Below are 16,098 nucleotides of genomic sequence, written 5' to 3'. Positions count from 1 at the left end.
GGGAAACACGGGAGAACCGCGAAGTCGAGCGCCGTGGCAAATTCTGGCAAACGATTGCCATTCAAATTGATCGATTGTTAACGTCCGGCGAAACGCGGAGGTGTCCGACATGCGTAAACAACTGGCTGCGGTGGCCGGCGCACTCCTGATAACGGCCGTCCTGCAAGGATGCGGCGGCGACGACGACAGCGGCGGCGGCGCCGGGCAGACGATCAACGTGCTGATCGGTGCCAACACCATCTACCCGGATCAGCAGCGCCAATGGTTCACCGAGGTGTCCGACCGGTTCGCCAAGGAGAACGGCGGCGCGACGGTCAAGTTCGAGACGTTCGCCTCGCCCAACGACGAGCTCACCAAGATTCAGACGTCGGTGCTGTCCAACCAGGGCCCCGACGTGTACGCGCTGGGCACCACCTTCACCCCGACGGCGGCGGCGACCGGCGCGTTCGAGACGCTCGGCGCCGACCAATGGGCCAAGATCGGTGGCCGCGACCGGTTCGTGCCGGCGACACTGGGCATCTCCGGTCCGGACCCCGAGCACGAGGTCGGGATCCCGTTCGCGCAACGGCCGTTCGTCATGGCGTACAACAAGGACATGCTCGCCGCGGCGGGCATCGACAAGCCCGCCGACAGCTGGGACGGCCTGCTGCAACAGGCCAAGAAGATGACCGGCGACGGCAAGTTCGGCATGGCGATCTCGTACGCCGACGGCTTCGACCCGTGGAAGTTCATCTGGGCCATGTCGATCCAGGCCGGCAACCCTCTCGTCGACGGGAGCACGGCATCGCTGAACGACCCGCGCACCCTGCTCGCCTACCAGACGTATCTGAGCTGGCTGGCCACCGACAAGGTGGTCGACCCGGCCGCGGTGGGCTGGAAGAGCGCGCAGTCGATCGCGGCGTTCGGCCAGGGCAAGGCCGCCTACCTGCCGATGGTCTCGGCGTCGTCGCGGGTCACGCTGGACAAATCATCGGTCGCGGGCAAGTACGCGTACGCGCTGATGCCGGTCATCCCGCCGGGCGCGACCAGCACGCCGGCCGGGGGCAAGCCGGCGGCCAGCATCCTGTCCGGCGACAACCTGGTGGTGGCGAAGTACTCCAAGCACAAGGACCTGGCGTTCGCGCTGGTGAAGATGCTGACCGAGGCCGACTCGCAGCAGTCGTACTACAAGACCTTCGGGGAGATGCCCACCAACACGCAGGCCGCCGAGGCGCTCAAGTCCGACCCGCTGGTCGCGCCGATCATCGAGTCCGCGCAGAAGTCCGTCGGCACCCCGTTCACCGGCGCCTGGAGCCAGATCCAGCTCGCCCTGCTCAACGTGGTGGTGCAGACGATCCCGGACCTCTCGGCCGGCAAAGTCGACCAGGCCAAGCTGAAAGGACTGGTCGATCAGGCGCAGACCACCGCGCAAGGCGCCCTGGACAAAGCCAAGTGACCGATGTGAAAACGCAGCCGCCGGCGACCACCCGGGTCGCCGGCGCGCCCGTGCGTGCCGGCCGCCGGCACCGGCCGCTGTGGATGCTCATCCCGGGTGCCCTGCTCACCCTCGTGGTGATCGTGATCCCGCTGCTCACCGCCGCGTACATCTCGCTGACCGACCTCGACCAGTACACGATCCGCGAATGGATCAGGTCGCCGTTCGCCGGGATCGGCAACTACACCGAGGCACTCACCGACTCGCCGCTGCTGCACGCGGTGGCGGTCAGCGCCGGCTACGCGGCGATCGTCACGGTGATCACGCTGCCCATCGGGGTCGCGGCGGCACTGGCGACCCAGGACAAATTCCGCGGCCGGGGCCTGGTGCGCTCGATCTTCCTGATCCCGTACGTGCTGCCGGCGTTCGTGGTGGGCACCGTGTGGCGGGTCATTTTGCAGCCGGACGGGGTGGTCGACGGCTGGTTAGGCACCGACCGCACGCTCTGGCTCAACGGGCCGAAGAGCTTCTGGGCGCTGATCATCGTGCAGACCTGGGCGTCCTGGCCGCTGATCTATCTGCTGGCGGTCTCCGGGCTGCAGGCGGTCGACCCGGACGTGCACGAGGCGGCGGCACTGGACGGCGCCGGCTGGTGGGCGAAGCTGTGGCACGTCATCTTCCCGTACCTGCGCGGGCCGGTGTCGCTGGCGCTGGTCATCGCGTTCCTGCACAACGTCAACAACTTCACGCTGCCGTTCGTGCTGTTCGGCATCCCGGCCCCGCACGACGTCGAGACCCTGCCGGTGCTCACGTATGTGGAGAGCTTCCAGAACTTCCGGTTCGGGCTCAGCGCGGCGATGGCGGTGCTGTCGCTGCTGCTGGTCGCGGTCCCGATCGTGGCGTATCTGCGGGCGGTGCGTCTGACCACGGGGGAGGAGAGTTGACCCTGCTGCCCCGGCCGCTGCGCGCGGTCGTGCTCGTGGTGCTGTTGCTGCTGGTGCTGTTCCCGGTGGCGTACATGTTGTTCGCCTCGGTCTCCTCGGACCTCAGCGTCGCGGCCGGCCACTTCTGGCCGGACCGGTTCGACCTCGGCAACTACGGCCGGATCTGGTCGACCACGCCGCTCGGGCGCGGGCTCGCCAACAGCATCGTGGTGGCCGGCGCGGTGGCGGTGCTCTGTGCGTTTGTGTCGCTGCTGAGCGCGTACGTGCTGGTGCGTTTCGCCTTTCGCGGCCGGTTGAGTGTGCTGCGCGGGTTGCTCGCCCTGCAGAGCGTGCCGGGGACGCTGTTGTTGCTGCCCGTGTTCGTGCTGTTCTCCAGCACCGCGACGCTGCTCGGGATCCAGGTGATCGGGACGCGGTGGGCGCTGTTCCTCACTTACCTCACGTTCGCGTTGCCGTTCAGCACCTGGGTGATGGTCACCTACCTGCGGGGGCTGCCGCGTGAGCTGGACGAGGCGGCCCGGGTCGACGGCGCCAGCTCGTGGACCGTGCTGGTACGCATCGTGCTGCCGCTGAGCCGCCCCGGGCTGGTGGTGGCGGCGATCTTCGCGTTCCTGCTGGGCTGGAACGACGTGCTGTTCGCGTCGGTGCTCACCGATCCGCAGACCCGGACGGCGGCGGTGGCGCTGCAGGTGTTCGGGTCCACTCAGGAGGGCGGGGCGATCCCGGTGTACGGGCAACTGATGGCCGCGGCGCTGATCTGCGCGGTGCCGGTGGTCGCGCTTTACTTGATCTTCCAGCGGTATCTGCTGAGCGGGTTGACCTCGGGAGGAGTCAAGTGACGTCGTGGACGTTGTCCGGGTTCGGCGACGAGATCGATGCCGATCCGGTGGTGCAGCTGGCGGTGTTGCGGGCGCTCGGGGCGCGGCACATCGAGGTGCGTAGTGCCTGGGGTACCAATGTGGTCGCGTTGCCGGCCGCGGATCTTGATCGGCTGGCTCGGTTGATCAAGGCGCGGGGGATGGCGGTGTCGGCTGTCGCGTCGCCGATCGGGAAGTCGCTGATCACGGATCCGGTGCCGGCTTTCGACGCCGCGGTCGCGGCCGCGCACCGGCTCGACACGCGATATATCCGGATTTTTTCCTTTTATCGCCCGGCTGGCGTTTCGGTGGAGAGCGTGCGTGACGAGGTTCTGCGCCGTATGTCCGCGCTGGCCGCGATCGCCGCCCGGGAAGGGCTGATCCTGCTGCACGAGAACGAGAAGGAGATCTACGGCGACGTTCCGGCGCGCGTGCTGGACATCGTCGAGTCGGTCGGCTCGGACGCGCTGCGGGTCGCCTGGGACAACGCAAACTTCGTCCAGGTCGGCGTCAAGCCGTACACCGACGGTTATCGGCTCCTGCGCCCACATCTCGAATACCTGCAGGTCAAGGATGCCCTGTCCGAGACCGGCACGGTCGTCGCGGCGGGCCTGGGCGACGGCGAGCTGCGCGAGACACTGACCGCGCTGCGCGACGACGGGTACGCCGGTTTCGCCTCCCTCGAACCACATCTGGCCGAGCAGAGCGCGCTGGGTGGCTTCTCCGGGCCGGCCGAGTTCGGGGTGGCCGCCCGCGCCTTCGCCGCCCTCACCGACAAGATCGGAGTCCAGCTGGTATGACCGACCGTCCCTGCTCGAACGCACGGGTACAGCCATGACCTTCACCGTCGGGCTCGCCGGCGCGGGCATCATCGGCCGCAACCACGTCGCCGCCATCGGCCGCCTGCCAAACCTGGAGATCATCGGGATCGCCGACCCGATCAGGCCGGCCGCCGCCGAGCTCGCCGCAACCCTCTCACACACCCCTCCCACGTACGCCTCCCTGCCCGGCCTGCTCGACGCCACCACCCCGGACATCGTCGTCATCTGCACCCCCAGCGGGCAGCACGTGGAGCAGGCGCTGCGGGCCGTCCGGGCGGGAGCGCACGTGGTCGTCGAGAAGCCGCTCGACGTGACGGTGGCGGCGGCCCGTCCGCTGCTCGGCGCGGCCGCACCCGGCCAGGTCGTCTCGGTCATCAGCCAGCACCGGTTCGACCCGGCCACCGTCACGGTCGCCGGCGCGATCGCGGACGGGACGCTCGGCACCCTCACGTCGGCCGTCGCGTCGGTGCCGTGGTTCCGCAGCCAGGAGTACTACGACCAGGCCTCGTGGCGCGGCACGCTGTCGATGGACGGGGGCGGCGCGCTGATGAACCAAGGTGTGCACACCGTCGATCTGCTGGTGCATCTCATGGGCGTACCGCTGGAGGTCTTCGCCTGGACCGGCCTGGTGGCGCATGAGAACATCGAGGTGGAGGACGTGGTGGCCGCGGTGCTGCGGTTCCCGTCCGGGGCGCTCGCGACGTTGCACGCGACCACCGCGGCGTATCCGGGGACCGGGGTGCGGCTGGCCGTGCACGGCACCGGGGGCAGCGCGGTCATCGAGGACGACGTGCTGGCGTACTCGTCGATTCCGTTGCCGGCCGCCGGCCCGGACCCCGATTTCGTGGCCGGGCATCTGCGCCAGTACGAGGACGTGCTCGCCGCCATCGAACACGGCCGCCCGCCCGCCGTCGGGGTGCCCGAGGCGCTCGACGCGCTCGCCGTCGTCGAGGCCGTCTACCGATCCGCCGCCACCGGCCGTCCGGTCGGACTCAAGGAGATCCTCCCGTGAAGTTCTCGGTTTTCACCGCCTCCACCCCCGACTGGACCCCGGCCGAAGCCGCGAAGACCCTGGCCGCGCAGGGCTGGGACGGCATCGAATGGCGGATCGTCGACCAGGAACCGGCCGACCCGCCGGGCTTCTGGGCCGGCAACCGGGCGACGTGGCCGCTGACCGGCCTCGAAGAAGCGCTGCCGTCGATCGCCGCCACCACCCGTGACGCCGGCCTCGAGTTCTCCGGGCTCGGGGCGTACGTGCGCATCGACGAACCTTCGAATGTGGAGCGTATTCTCGCCGCGACCGCCGAGCTGGGCGCCGGGCGCACCCGGCTGCGGATGCCGGAACTGGGGGAGGACCGCTATCCGGCGCTGTTCGCGCACGCCCGCGCGGCGCTGGAGCAGGCCGTGCGGCGGGCCGCCGCGCATGACGTGAAAATCCTGGTAGAGCTTCACCATCGCTCGGTGGTGGCGTCCGCTTCCGCCGCCGTACGCCTCACCGACGGCCTCGATCCGGCCCGCGTCGGCGTGATTCACGACGTCGGCAACCTCGTCCACGAGGGATTCGAGGACTACACGGCCGGGCTGCAGATGCTCGGACCGTACCTGGCGCACGTGCACGTCAAGAACGTGGCCTATTCGGTGGCCGGGCGGCGCGCGGACGGTTCGGCGCGGTGGGAAGCCGACTGGGCGCCTTTGCGCGAGGGGCAGGCGGACCTCCGGGCGTACTTCCAGGCTCTGTCGTCGGTGGGTTATGACGGCTGGGTGGCGCTGGAGGATTTCTCGACGGCGGTGCCCCTTTTAGAACGCACCCGGGACAACCTTCGTTACGTGCGCGAACTGGCCGGTGCGTGAGAGCGTGCTCACTGTCCACACCGCCTCGCGAAGAGACCGCGGAAGTTGGTAGCATCCCGCGATCACGCCCGTGCCCGTGCGAGCGGCTTCGATTTTGCACGTACGGAGGTCTTCCCGTGTCCGACAACCGCATGAAGGATCGTGTAAAAGTGCTGCTCAATGGGCAAGACAGTCAGACCTCGGAGCATCCTGCGGTGCCCCCGCAGCAGCAGGGGGGTCAGCCCCAGCCGGGTCAGCCCGGTGGCGCGCACCCCAACCAGGCTCTGCAGGTCCTGACCCTCGCGCAACGCACCGCCGAGGAACATGTCGCCCGCGCCCACCACCAGGCCGACAAGATCCGCACCGACGCCCTCGCCGCGGCCGAGCAGATCGCCCGCGACGCCCAGGTGCACGGCCACAACGTCCGCCGCGAGGCCGAGAAGATCCTGGCCGACGCCCGCGCCGCCGCCGAGCAGATCGCCCGCGACTCGCACTCCCGCACCGACGAGGCCCGCCGCAGCGCCGACAAGATCGTGAACGACGCCCGCGCCCAGGCCGACACGATCGTCCAGGAGGCCGAGGCCAACTCCAGCCACCTGAACCTGCAGGCCCGCCAGCGCTACGACGACGTGGTCGGCAGCCTGGGCACCAAGCGCGAGGCGCTGCAGCAGCAGATCGAGGCGCTGGAGCAGTTCGACCGCGAGTACCGCGCCCGCCTCACCGGCTTCATGCAGGGCCAGCTGCGCGCCCTCTGGGTCGACCAGCCCCAGATGCAGGAGGAGCTGCCCGAGGAGGGCCTGGTCCAGACCGTGCTCCCGGCCGCCCAGCAGCAGACCGCCGACGCGGGCCCGCGCCACGGCGCCGAGGACGGCGAGGACGCGGTCCCGGCCCAGCGCCAGAGCGAGGAGGACGAGGCGGAGGAGGAGGACGAGGCGGCCGAGCGCTGATCCTCGTTTTGCTCGAAGCGCGCCCTCGTGCTTTGAAGCGCGTCTTTGTCCGTTGAAAGCGCGTTTTGGTCTTTTGAAGCGCGCCCTCTTCCGTTGAGGGCGCGCTTCTTCCGTTCGGCGCCGCCAGGCACCGCAGTGGCACCGCCGGGCGTTTTGCCGTCTCCAGTCGGCCGTTCGGCTTCCCGGCGCCGAGCGAACGGTCGCTGATGCGCCGGGCCCACTTTCCGTAACGTTCTGTATTCTCCGAACCCTTACGGAAGGCTTGCCGCCGATGAGCCAGCCCCAGGAACCGCTGCGCGACCTGACCTACGCCTCGCTGATGACGCCGCAGCCCGCTCCTGGTCCAGCGTCCGCGGCCGGGATGCGCCTGGTCTCCCCGGCCGGCCGGCTCGGCGCGTTCCTGCTGGAGATCCTCCTGGCCGTGGTGACGCTGGGTATCGGCTACGTGATCTGGTCACTGATCGTATGGTCGGACGGCCAGACCCCGGGTAAGCAGCTCCTGGGTTTGGTGGTGGCCGACGCCCAGACCGGCGCCCCGGTCGACTTCGGCCGCATGCTCATGCGCGAGTTCGTCCTCTACGGCCTGCTGTTCGGCCTGCTAAGCGCGGTCACGTTCGGCGTCTTCTTCGCCGTCGACGCGCTCCTGGTCTTCGGCACCGACCGCCGCACCTTGCACGACAAGCTGGCCGGCACGGTAGTCCGCTACGCCTGACTGCCGCTGCGGCGACTGCCCGCGCGTGGTGCTCGGCAGCCCGGTCCCCTCGCCGGCACGGTAGTCCGCTATGCCTGACCGCCGCCCTTCGGCGTCACTGCCCGCGCCTCACCCTGGCCGTGCCTCACCCTGGCCGCGGCTCTCACCCTGGCCGCGGCTCTCACCCTGGCCGCGCCTCTCACCCTGGCCGCGCCTCTCACCCTGGCCGCGCGTCCCGCCGAGCCGCCCTGTCGGACCGCCCTCGTCACGAAATGCCGGCTGAGCCCGCTTTGCCCAGATCACCCCGGTTGACCAAGGCTGCTGCTGCCCGTTTTGCCCGGCCTGCCCGGTCTCCCCGCACCTGTCACTTCATCTGGAGGTCAAGTGCTTCCCTGGGCCGCCCGCCTCGCCCGCGCTGATTGCTTCGCCCGCCGGGTCGCCCCGCCCGGCCCGCCTGCCCCGCCCGGGCGGGGGCTTCGCCCGCCGGGTCGCCCCGCCTGCCCCGCCCGGGCGGGCGTGTTTGTTCGGTCACCCGCCATCTGATGTCCCGACTTATGCACAAAAACCGATAAATATGGAGGAATTGGAAGCACCTGGCGCCCCACTCGGCTCCGCGCAGGCGGCCCGTGACCCGGCTGCGAGTTTGATCACCCAGGTCACGAAGCAGGTTGTGCGAGCCGCGTCCACAATGTGGGACCTGCGCCCGCTCCTCGGGACGGATGCCCACATCGTGGATCCGGGCCCGCAATGTGGGACGTCTCTCCATTGTGGAGAGTCTTTTGCTCCCGAAATGCCGGTCCTGTTCACCGCCTTCTCGGCCCTAGATGTGGACCTTGGAGACTTATGGCTCACATATGGGCGTAACTCTCCAAGGTCGCGCGGATGTCCAAAGTGTGAGCCGGAATGACCACATCGTGGAATCCGCGACGACCGTGGCCGGGGCCGCTTGGGGCGCGAGGGGTAAGTCCGACGTATGTGCGGGGTGGGGGTGGGTAAGCGTCGGATATGCACCATTACGGGGGTGACGTGGCGGCCATGGCGCGGCCGCTGCAGGGGGCGGAGGACCTGGACGTTCTGGTGGCGCGGGCGGGTGGGGCCCGGGTTGTCATGATCGGCGAGGCCAGCCACGGGACGCACGAGTTTTATGTATGGCGGGACCTGCTTACCCGGCGGCTGATTAAGGAGGCCGGGTTCTCGTTTGTGGCGGTAGAAGGGGACTGGCCGGACTGCGAGCGGGTCGGGGCGGCCGTCAAAGGGGAGCGTGGGGATCCGCGGTCGGCGCTGCACGCGTATGAGCGTTGGCCCACCTGGATGTGGGCCAACGAAGAAGTCGTGGATTTCGGCTGCTGGCTCGCCCGATTTAACGCGAAAAATCGTGAAAAATGGGTGCCGGAGCTAAAAGGGGAAGGCGCGGAACGACACGCGTGGGTGGAACGGGAGGAGCGGGAAGAACGGCAGGGACCAGAGGAGCGCGGGGAAAGGGAACGGCACGGACGCGGGGAATGGCACGAGCGCGGGCAACGCGACGAACAGGGCGCACGGGAGGAACGCGCGGAACGCGAGGAATGGGGCGAACGGCAGGAACGGGGCGCACGCGGGGAACGGCAGGAACGGGGCGCACGCGGGGAACGGCAGGAACAGGGCGCACGCGGGGAACGCGGGAAACGGGAAGTAGGGCGGGGGGTCGGGTTTCATGGGCTTGACGTGTACTCGCTGTGGGAGTCGCTGCGGCTTGTGCTCACCTGGGTGCGTGAGCACGAACCGGACCGGATCCCGGCTGCCATGCGGGCCTATCACTGCTTTCGGGCGTACGGGGAAGATCTGAACGCCTACGCCTACGCCACCCGGGTGCACGGCGCCAGTTGCGAGGAGACAGCCGTCCGGATGCTCATCGACCTGCGGGGGCGTGACCTCGACGTCTGGCAGAACGCCGAAGTCGTGGCCGGCGCGGAGCACTACTACCGGGCGCTGATGGACGGCGGGCCGCGCTCCTGGAACGTGCGCGACCGCCACATGGACGCCACCCTCGCGCGGCTGCTCGACCACTACGGCCCGGACTCCAAGGCGGTCGTCTGGGCGCACAACACCCACGTGGGCGACGCGCAGGCCACCGACCAGGCGAAGTTCGGGGAGGTGACGCTCGGCTCGCTGGCCCGTGGGCGGTTCGGGAGGGACCGCGTCCTGCTCGTCGGGCTCGGCAGCCACCACGGCACGGTCGTCGCTGGCCGGCAGTGGGGTGCGCCGATGGAGGTCATGGGGGTGCCACCCGGACGCCCCGGATCCATCGAGGACATTCTGCACGCCGAGGCCCCGGAGCGCGCCCTGTTCGTCGTCCCGCCGCTGGGGCAGCGCCCGGACCTGCTCGTCGACGAGCTGGCGCACCGCGCGATCGGTGTCGTGTACCGGCCGGAGCGCGAGGCCTGGGGCAACTACGTCCCGTCCGTGCTGGGCGACCGCTACGACGCCTTCCTCTGGTTCGACGAGACGCGGGCGGTGCGGCCACTACACACGCACCACGTGGACGTGCACGAACCCGAGACGTACCCCATGGGTGTCTGACCTTTTCCCGGGCTCTTGACCTGACCACCGCGCCGGGTAATCTAAACCCATCAGTTGATAAACCAGGTGGTTGAGAGCATGCCCGATCCGATCGACGGCGTCTTCGCCGCACTCGCCGACCCGACCCGCCGGGCGATCCTCGCGCGGCTGGCCAGTTCCGACGCGACGGCGGGGGAGCTCGCCGCCGCCTTCCCGATCACCCCGCAGGCGGTGTCCAAGCACCTGAACGTGCTGGAGACCGCCGGCCTGATCACCCGCACCCGCGAGGCGCAGTGGCGGCGCTGCCGGATCGTCCCGGCCGCGCTGCAGTCGGTGTCCACGTGGGTGGAGCAGTACCGGCGGTTGTGGGAGGAGCGCTACGACGCGCTCGGCCAATACCTGAACGATCTGCAGAAGGAGACACCATGAGCATCACCGTCACCACCCCCGGCGACCTGAGCATCCAGATGTCGCGTACCTTCGACGCCCCGCGCGAGCTGGTCTTCGCCGCGCACACCGAGGCCGACCACATCCGCCACTGGTGGGGCCGCGGCAACCCGCTCGACGTCGAGATCGACTTCCGGGTCGGCGGCAAGTGGCGTTTCGTGGAGAAGGCCGGCGACGGCGAGCACGCGTTCCGCGGCGAGTTCCGCGAGATCAACCCGCCGGACGGTTTCACCTGGACGTTCGAGTACGAGCCGATGGCCGGCCACATCTGCGTCGAGCGCTACGTCTTCACCGAGGAGAACGGACGCACCACGGTGACCGCCACGTCCACGTTCGACTCCCAGGCCGACCGCGACGGCATGCTGCAGTCCGGCATGGAGGAGGGCGCCGAGGCCTCGTACCGGGCGCTCGACGACTACCTGGCGAAGCTGTCACAGAACTGAGTAGGAGGACGGCAGCGACCCCCGTCCGGTCAGCGCCCGCAGCAGCACCGCGGCGTCCCCGCCCCGGACGGCGGCCCGCGCGGCCACCAGCGCGACCTCCTCGATCGCCTCGGCCGCGAAGGCCACCTCGAGGCCGGCGGCCCGCGCCACGTCCATCCCGTGCACCACGAGTTCGAGCGTCCGCGTCGGAATCCAGTCGCGGACCCGCATCCCGCCGGCCGGGGTCGTCACGACGTCGTCGTCCCCGGCCGCGGCGAGCGCCTGGGTGGCCCGCCCCGCGAGCTCCCCGGCAAGGCGGACGTCCTGCATGGCGGTCACGGCCGGGACCCCGCCCGCGAAATACGCCTCCGGCGCGTCCACCACGATCTCGGCGGCCGGCTCGGCCAGCACCACGGGCACCTGCCCCAGCGCCGAACTCACGGTTTGCCCGGCAAGCTCCCGCAGCCCCGGCTCCGCCCAGCGATCATCAGGCACCCGCGAGACCAGGTCGACAAACGACACGGCGGAGGAACGGAACGTCCGGCGATAATCCATGCCGACCATGGTCGCGCACTAAGGTGAGACCGGTGAGCCTGGACCGTTTCGTCGACGCACAGCACGACACCTACGACCGGGCGCGCGCCGAGATCGCCGCCGGCAGCAAGCGCACCCACTGGATGTGGTTCATCTTCCCGCAGATCGCCGGCCTGGGCTCCAGCCCGACCGCCCAGCACTACGCGATCCGCGACCTGGCCGAGGCCCGCGCCTACCTGGCCCACCCGATTCTGGGCCCGCGCCTGCTCGACTGCGCCACGCTCCTGCACGACGCGACGAAGTCCGCCACCGAGATCTTCGGCTACCCCGACGACCTGAAGCTCTGCTCGTCGATGACGCTGTTCGCCGCCGCGGCCGACGACCCGGCCCCGTTCAACCAGGTGATCAGCCACCTGTGCGGCGACCCCGACCAGCGAACATTAGAAATTCTGCGGGTACGGGACAAGGAGTAACCACCCGCAAGAAGCCCCGCCCCTGGCACGCACCCGCGGCCAACTGCCGCGAACGGCCGTAGCGCGACGCACGCGCCACCGCGTTACGAGCGCACCGGCCGGCTCCGCTGCGGGGTGGCGGTGCCGTGGATGTGCGTCGCGTAGTCGGCGTACACCCGCCGGGCCTCGTCGACCAGGATCGCCCGCAGCACCGGCGGCAACCCGGACAGGACCGCCGTCACGTCCTGCGGTGCCGCCTCGTACAGGGTCATCCCGAAGATCAGGTCCATCGTTCCGCCCGGCATCCCGGCGGCGGCGTAGGAGCCCATCTCGGCCCACTCGGCGTCGCTGAGGTGGCACCCGGCCAGCGGAATCGCGGTGACCTCCTCCATCGCCATGTGCTCGTGGAGGAGCTCGACCAGCGCGTCGAGCGATTCGGCCAGCATGTCGCGCCGTGCCGGGCTCGCGTTGTCCCGGCACCATCCGTCGGCGGTCGTCATGACCTGGTCGGACAGCTCCTCGATGCAGGCGTGCTGCTGGCGCATGGTCTCCGGGATCGCGTCGAGCTGCGCGCCCGCCCGGTCCGCGAGGGCCGGCCAGATCCGCTCGTCCTCGGCCCGGTGGTGGCCGATGAGGACGCCGACCAGGAACTCCAGGTGGTCGGCGACCACCTGCGCGCGTTCCACGTTCCCGCGGGTGACGGCGCGCACCAGGTCGGGCAGCGCCGCGAACTCGCGCCGCAGCATCGTGTGCAGCATGAACGAGTCTCGGGTGTCGGCGGGCATCGAGCACGCTCCTTCACAGCGACAACGACAGCGGCGAACGACGAATGGCGGCGAACGACGAACGGCGGCGGCGAAACGCAACCGCGAACCGCCGCCGCGCATCGTGGTGCCCGGCGGTGGGGGTGAACAACGTCACCCCCACCGCCGGATCGATCAGTCGCCCAGCACCGGCTCGAGCGGAACCGACGGAACGGTCTCCACCTCGGGCTCGGCGACGGCGGCGGGCGCCGGAGCGTGCCGTCCGTCGGCGGAGCGCAGTCCGAGCAGGACCGACGCGGCACCGACCACCAGGATCACCGCGGCGATCATGTAGCTGCGGTCCCAGCCCTTGGTCAGGGCGTCGCTGGCGGCGACGCCGGTCGCGGTCAGGCTCTTCGTGTGGGCCGCGGCCACCGAGCTGAGCACGGCCAGACCGACCGCGACGCCCAGCTGCTGCGAGGTGTTGATGAGCCCGCCCGCGAGGCCGGCCTCCTCGGGCTTGACGCCGACCGACGACACCAGGAACAGGCCGCCCCAGGCGAAGCCGGCGCCGATCGCGGTCAGGATCACACCGGGCAGCACACCGGCCGCGTACGAGTCGGTCGGGCTCTGCTGGCTGAACATGAACATGCCGGCCGCGGTGATGAGCAGGCCGATCCACATCAGGTGCTTCGGCCCGAACTTGCCCATGACCTTCTGCGCCACCGTGCTCGACGCCGCCATGATCACCGGCCACGGCAGGTAGGCCAGGCCGATCTCGATCGCGCTGTAGCCCTTGATCTGCGCCAGGTAGAGCGGCAGGAAGAACATGTTCACGAACAGACCCGCCATGAACAGCATCATCGACAGGTTCGAGACGCCCAGCGGCCGGACCTTGAAGATGCCCAGGCGCACCAGCGGCTGCTTGGACACCGCCTCGATGACGAAGAACGCCACGATCAGTACCGCCGCGGCACCGACGTACGCCCAGACCTTGCCCGAGCTCCAGCCCCAGTTGGCGGCGTTCACGACGCCGTAGACCAGCAGCAGCAGACCGGCCGTGATGGTGACCGCCCCGGGCACGTCGAGCCGTTTGCGGCCCTCGACCTGGGCCCGGCTGTTCGGCACGATCCGCAGCGCGCCGATGATGGCGATCGCGGCGATCGGCACGTTCACCAGGAAGATGGCTCGCCAGCTCAGCCATTCGGTCAGGATGCCACCGGCCAGGATGCCGGCTCCGCCGCCGGACGCGGTGACCGCGCTGAACAGGCCGAACGCCTTGGCCCGCTCACCCATCGACTCGAACGTGACCATGATGATCGACAACACGGCCGGCGACACGAGCGCGCCGCCCAGGCCCTGCACCGCGCGGCCGACGATCAGCGTCTCCGGGTTCTGCGCGAACCCGTTGACCAGCGACGCCCCGCCGAACACCACCAGGCCGACGATGAACAGCGTGCGCCGGCCGAGCAGGTCACCGGCCCGGCCGCCGAACAGCAGGAAGCCTCCGAACAGCAGCGTGTAGGCGTTGATGACCCACTGCAATTGTGTCGAACTGTCGAAGTGCAATCCGGTGTCCATTGACGGCAAAGACACCGTCACGATGGTCGCGTCGAGCACGACCATGAATTGTGCGATCAGCACGATCCAAAGAATATTCTTGGATCTCGCCATGGTTCCCCCCCAGTGCGAAGACATTCCGGCCGCCCTCTCCGGCCGTACGGTTGCGAGCGTCCCCGTTCCGCGACATGGCTCCAAATGGGGGTTTAGCTACTTACATGGAGGTAAGTGGCTTGATTCGCACCGGTAACAATGTGGCTCGTGACCGCGGCCTACAATGCGGGGCTTCAGCGGATCCACGCGACTCCGGAGTCGTCCGCCGTGATTTTCCAGCCGTCCACCGGGTGGTCGTCGCGGATGGCGTCGGCGACGGCCAGCAGCATCGCTCCCACGCTGATCCAGCGCGGTCCGCCGAACGCCAGCGACGAGGTGGCCCGGCCCACGCACCCGCGGGCGGCACCGGCCCGCAGGTCCACGAACAGGCCGTCGGACGCTATCGGCAGCCACTGGGGCAGCCACCCGACGCGGCGCGGGGTGCCGGCCGGAGCGCTCTCGCCCGGCACGGGGACGTCCACGTGGGACTTGCGGACGCTGAGGGCGGCCGGCACGGCGTACGGGACATGGCCGGGCGGCAGCAACGTCAGGCTCGCGCCGGACGTCAGGCTCCACCAGCGGGCCAGTTCGGCCGGCAGCGGACCGGCCACCTCGGCGGCGGCGGCGAGGTCCCCGGCGGTGGCCGGCGGGCCCAGGCGGTCGAGCAGGCCGTGCGGCTCGAGAAAGGCGGTGATCACGCCCCACGACTCGACGACCAGATCGTTCTGCATGCAAAGACAGTCCGGCAGGGCATCGACCCATGTCAACGGCCTGGGGTGCCGGAACAGCCGGACGGGTGTACGGGGCACGATAGAACGATCGAGCCGGAGGGAGAACCCATGCAACCCGAGATCACCAAGGACGAGTACGAGGCCGAGCTGAACCGCCTGCACGAGCGCCGCGAGGAGCTGGAGGAACGCGAGACCACGCTGACCTCGCACGACCACGGCGGCGGCCTGCCGGCCGACGATCAGAACCGGCTCGACCGGGTGCGCGCCGAGCTGGCCGACGTGCTGCAGCGCATCGGCGACCTGCGGGACCGGTGGGCCGACGCCGGGGGAGCCAGGCCCGACCCGGACGGCGCGCTAGGCGAGTGACGTGCGGCGGACCTGCCCGAACACCACCTCGTGATCGACCTCGAAGCCGAGCCGCGCGTAGAGCCGGATGGCCCGCTCGTTGGTCGTGGCGGCGTGCAGGAACGGCAGGTCGCCACGCTCGAGGATGCCGGCCGCGACGGCCAGGGTGAGCCGGGCGCCGAGCCCCTGGCCCTGGAAGGCCGGGTCGGTGCACACCGCGCTCACCTCGGTCCACCCGGGCAGGCGTAACCGCTCGCCGGCCATCGCCACGAGCCGGCCGCCGGACCGGATGCCGAGGTATCGCCCGAGCTCGATGGTGCGTTTGCCGAACGGGCCGGGCTGGGCGCGCGACACCAGGTCGAGGACCTCCGGCACATCGGTCTCGGAGAGCTCGAACGCCTCCCGGTCGTGCACGCCGGTCATCGCGCGGCCGGCCATCTGCACGCCGGCCAGTCGCGTGACCAGCTCCCAGCCGGGCTGCGGGCTGAGCGACGGGCCGGTGAGCAGGGCGTTGCCGGTGAGCGAGGCCAGGTCACGCCACGCCTGCGGGTCGCCGGGATCGGCGAGCGCGGCGAACGGCGAGACGTCGGACGAGAAACGGGCGGCGTCACCGGCGGCCTCGGCGAAGCAGGCCTGCGGCCCGGTCAGGGCGGCCCAGACAGGATTCTCCAGCACCCCTTGACCCTGCCGGTTCGAGGGGGTCCGCGCCAGTCAATAACCCGACAGGAC

General features: G+C 69.9%; 19 protein-coding genes and 1 pseudogene. 14 read left to right on the top strand and 6 right to left on the bottom strand.

The window, feature by feature from the left end:
• Positions 1–109: 109 nt before the first annotated feature.
• The 9 genes and pseudogenes from HH310_RS16595 to HH310_RS45360 form a co-directional block, all read left to right on the top strand.
• Complete coding sequence (locus tag HH310_RS16595; protein ID WP_169176450.1) at positions 110–1,435, top strand: ABC transporter substrate-binding protein; 1,326 nt, start codon at positions 110–112, stop codon at positions 1,433–1,435.
• The gene (locus HH310_RS16590; RefSeq protein ID WP_312034136.1) at positions 1,432–2,358 is read left to right on the top strand and encodes a sugar ABC transporter permease; all 927 of its coding nucleotides are present in this window, start codon (positions 1,432–1,434) and stop codon (positions 2,356–2,358) included. The genes HH310_RS16595 and HH310_RS16590 overlap by 4 nt, the downstream gene beginning before the upstream one ends.
• Positions 2,355–3,197, top strand: a complete 843-nt coding sequence (locus HH310_RS16585; protein WP_248294062.1) for a carbohydrate ABC transporter permease — start codon at positions 2,355–2,357, stop codon at positions 3,195–3,197. Before HH310_RS16590 ends, HH310_RS16585 begins: the two co-directional genes overlap by 4 nt.
• Positions 3,194–4,015, top strand: a complete 822-nt coding sequence (locus HH310_RS16580; protein WP_169176449.1) for a TIM barrel protein — start codon at positions 3,194–3,196, stop codon at positions 4,013–4,015. The genes HH310_RS16585 and HH310_RS16580 overlap by 4 nt, the downstream gene beginning before the upstream one ends.
• 34 nt (positions 4,016–4,049) lie before the next feature.
• Positions 4,050–5,048, top strand: a complete 999-nt coding sequence (locus tag HH310_RS16575; protein ID WP_169176448.1) for a Gfo/Idh/MocA family protein — start codon at positions 4,050–4,052, stop codon at positions 5,046–5,048.
• A complete protein-coding gene (locus HH310_RS16570) occupies positions 5,045–5,887 on the top strand; it encodes a sugar phosphate isomerase/epimerase (RefSeq protein WP_169176447.1) in 843 nt (280 codons plus the stop codon). Before HH310_RS16575 ends, HH310_RS16570 begins: the two co-directional genes overlap by 4 nt.
• 116 nt (positions 5,888–6,003) lie before the next feature.
• A complete protein-coding gene (locus tag HH310_RS16565; RefSeq protein ID WP_211192213.1) occupies positions 6,004–6,813 on the top strand; it encodes a hypothetical protein in 810 nt (269 codons plus the stop codon).
• Positions 6,814–7,084: 271 nt separating this feature from the next.
• A complete protein-coding gene (locus HH310_RS16560; RefSeq protein WP_169176446.1) occupies positions 7,085–7,525 on the top strand; it encodes an RDD family protein in 441 nt (146 codons plus the stop codon).
• 984 nt (positions 7,526–8,509) lie between these two features.
• Positions 8,510–8,992 (top strand): annotated as a pseudogene (locus HH310_RS45360) (erythromycin esterase family protein); the annotation flags it as partial.
• Here the strand turns inward: HH310_RS45360 and HH310_RS16550 are convergent.
• Positions 8,900–9,199: a hypothetical protein gene (locus HH310_RS16550; RefSeq protein WP_169176355.1), complete on the bottom strand. Its 300-nt coding sequence runs from the start codon at positions 9,197–9,199 to the stop codon at positions 8,900–8,902. The pseudogene HH310_RS45360 and the gene HH310_RS16550 overlap by 93 nt on opposite strands.
• Before the next feature lie 9 nt (positions 9,200–9,208).
• Between HH310_RS16550 and HH310_RS16545 the strand changes: the two genes are divergently transcribed.
• The 3 genes from HH310_RS16545 to HH310_RS16535 all read left to right on the top strand — a co-directional run bounded on the left by HH310_RS16545 (position 9,209) and on the right by HH310_RS16535 (position 10,932).
• On the top strand, positions 9,209–10,063 hold the full coding sequence (locus tag HH310_RS16545; RefSeq protein WP_169176565.1) for an erythromycin esterase family protein: 855 nt from the start codon (positions 9,209–9,211) through the stop codon (positions 10,061–10,063).
• Positions 10,064–10,141: 78 nt separating this feature from the next.
• Positions 10,142–10,471 (top strand): helix-turn-helix transcriptional regulator, encoded by a 330-nt coding sequence (locus HH310_RS16540; protein WP_169176445.1) that lies wholly within the window; start codon positions 10,142–10,144, stop codon positions 10,469–10,471.
• On the top strand, positions 10,468–10,932 hold the full coding sequence (locus HH310_RS16535; protein WP_169176444.1) for an SRPBCC family protein: 465 nt from the start codon (positions 10,468–10,470) through the stop codon (positions 10,930–10,932). Before HH310_RS16540 ends, HH310_RS16535 begins: the two co-directional genes overlap by 4 nt.
• Here HH310_RS16535 and HH310_RS16530 read toward each other — a convergent pair.
• Positions 10,921–11,466 (bottom strand): maleylpyruvate isomerase N-terminal domain-containing protein, encoded by a 546-nt coding sequence (locus HH310_RS16530; RefSeq protein ID WP_169176443.1) that lies wholly within the window; start codon positions 11,464–11,466, stop codon positions 10,921–10,923. The genes HH310_RS16535 and HH310_RS16530 overlap by 12 nt on opposite strands.
• A 32-nt stretch (positions 11,467–11,498) precedes the next feature.
• On the opposite strand from HH310_RS16530, the gene HH310_RS16525 reads away from it, so the two are divergent.
• On the top strand, positions 11,499–11,918 hold the full coding sequence (locus HH310_RS16525) for a DUF1810 domain-containing protein (RefSeq protein ID WP_312034134.1): 420 nt from the start codon (positions 11,499–11,501) through the stop codon (positions 11,916–11,918).
• 83 nt (positions 11,919–12,001) lie between these two features.
• On the opposite strand, the gene HH310_RS16520 is transcribed toward HH310_RS16525, so the two are convergent.
• From HH310_RS16520 to HH310_RS16510, 3 genes are all read right to left on the bottom strand, one after another.
• Positions 12,002–12,682, bottom strand: a complete 681-nt coding sequence (locus HH310_RS16520) for a hemerythrin domain-containing protein (RefSeq protein WP_169176441.1) — start codon at positions 12,680–12,682, stop codon at positions 12,002–12,004.
• A 153-nt stretch (positions 12,683–12,835) separates the two neighbouring features.
• Complete coding sequence (locus HH310_RS16515; RefSeq protein WP_169176440.1) at positions 12,836–14,284, bottom strand: MFS transporter; 1,449 nt, start codon at positions 14,282–14,284, stop codon at positions 12,836–12,838.
• Positions 14,285–14,487: 203 nt separating this feature from the next.
• Entirely contained in the window at positions 14,488–15,024 is a 537-nt protein-coding gene (locus HH310_RS16510; RefSeq protein ID WP_169176439.1) for a hypothetical protein, read from the bottom strand.
• Positions 15,025–15,132: 108 nt separating this feature from the next.
• Between HH310_RS16510 and HH310_RS16505 the strand changes: the two genes are divergently transcribed.
• Positions 15,133–15,390, top strand: coding sequence for a hypothetical protein (locus HH310_RS16505; RefSeq protein ID WP_169176438.1), 258 nt, complete (start codon positions 15,133–15,135; stop codon positions 15,388–15,390).
• On the opposite strand, the gene HH310_RS16500 is transcribed toward HH310_RS16505, so the two are convergent.
• Positions 15,379–16,044 (bottom strand): GNAT family N-acetyltransferase, encoded by a 666-nt coding sequence (locus HH310_RS16500; RefSeq protein ID WP_169176437.1) that lies wholly within the window; start codon positions 16,042–16,044, stop codon positions 15,379–15,381. The two genes, HH310_RS16505 and HH310_RS16500, sit on opposite strands and share 12 nt — an antisense overlap.
• Between the last annotated feature and the right edge of the window lie 54 nt (positions 16,045–16,098).

It is taken from the genome of Actinoplanes sp. TBRC 11911 (assembly GCF_012933445.1).
GTDB lineage: Bacteria > Actinomycetota > Actinomycetes > Mycobacteriales > Micromonosporaceae > Actinoplanes.
This window is presented reverse-complemented; position numbering and strand designations above follow the sequence as displayed.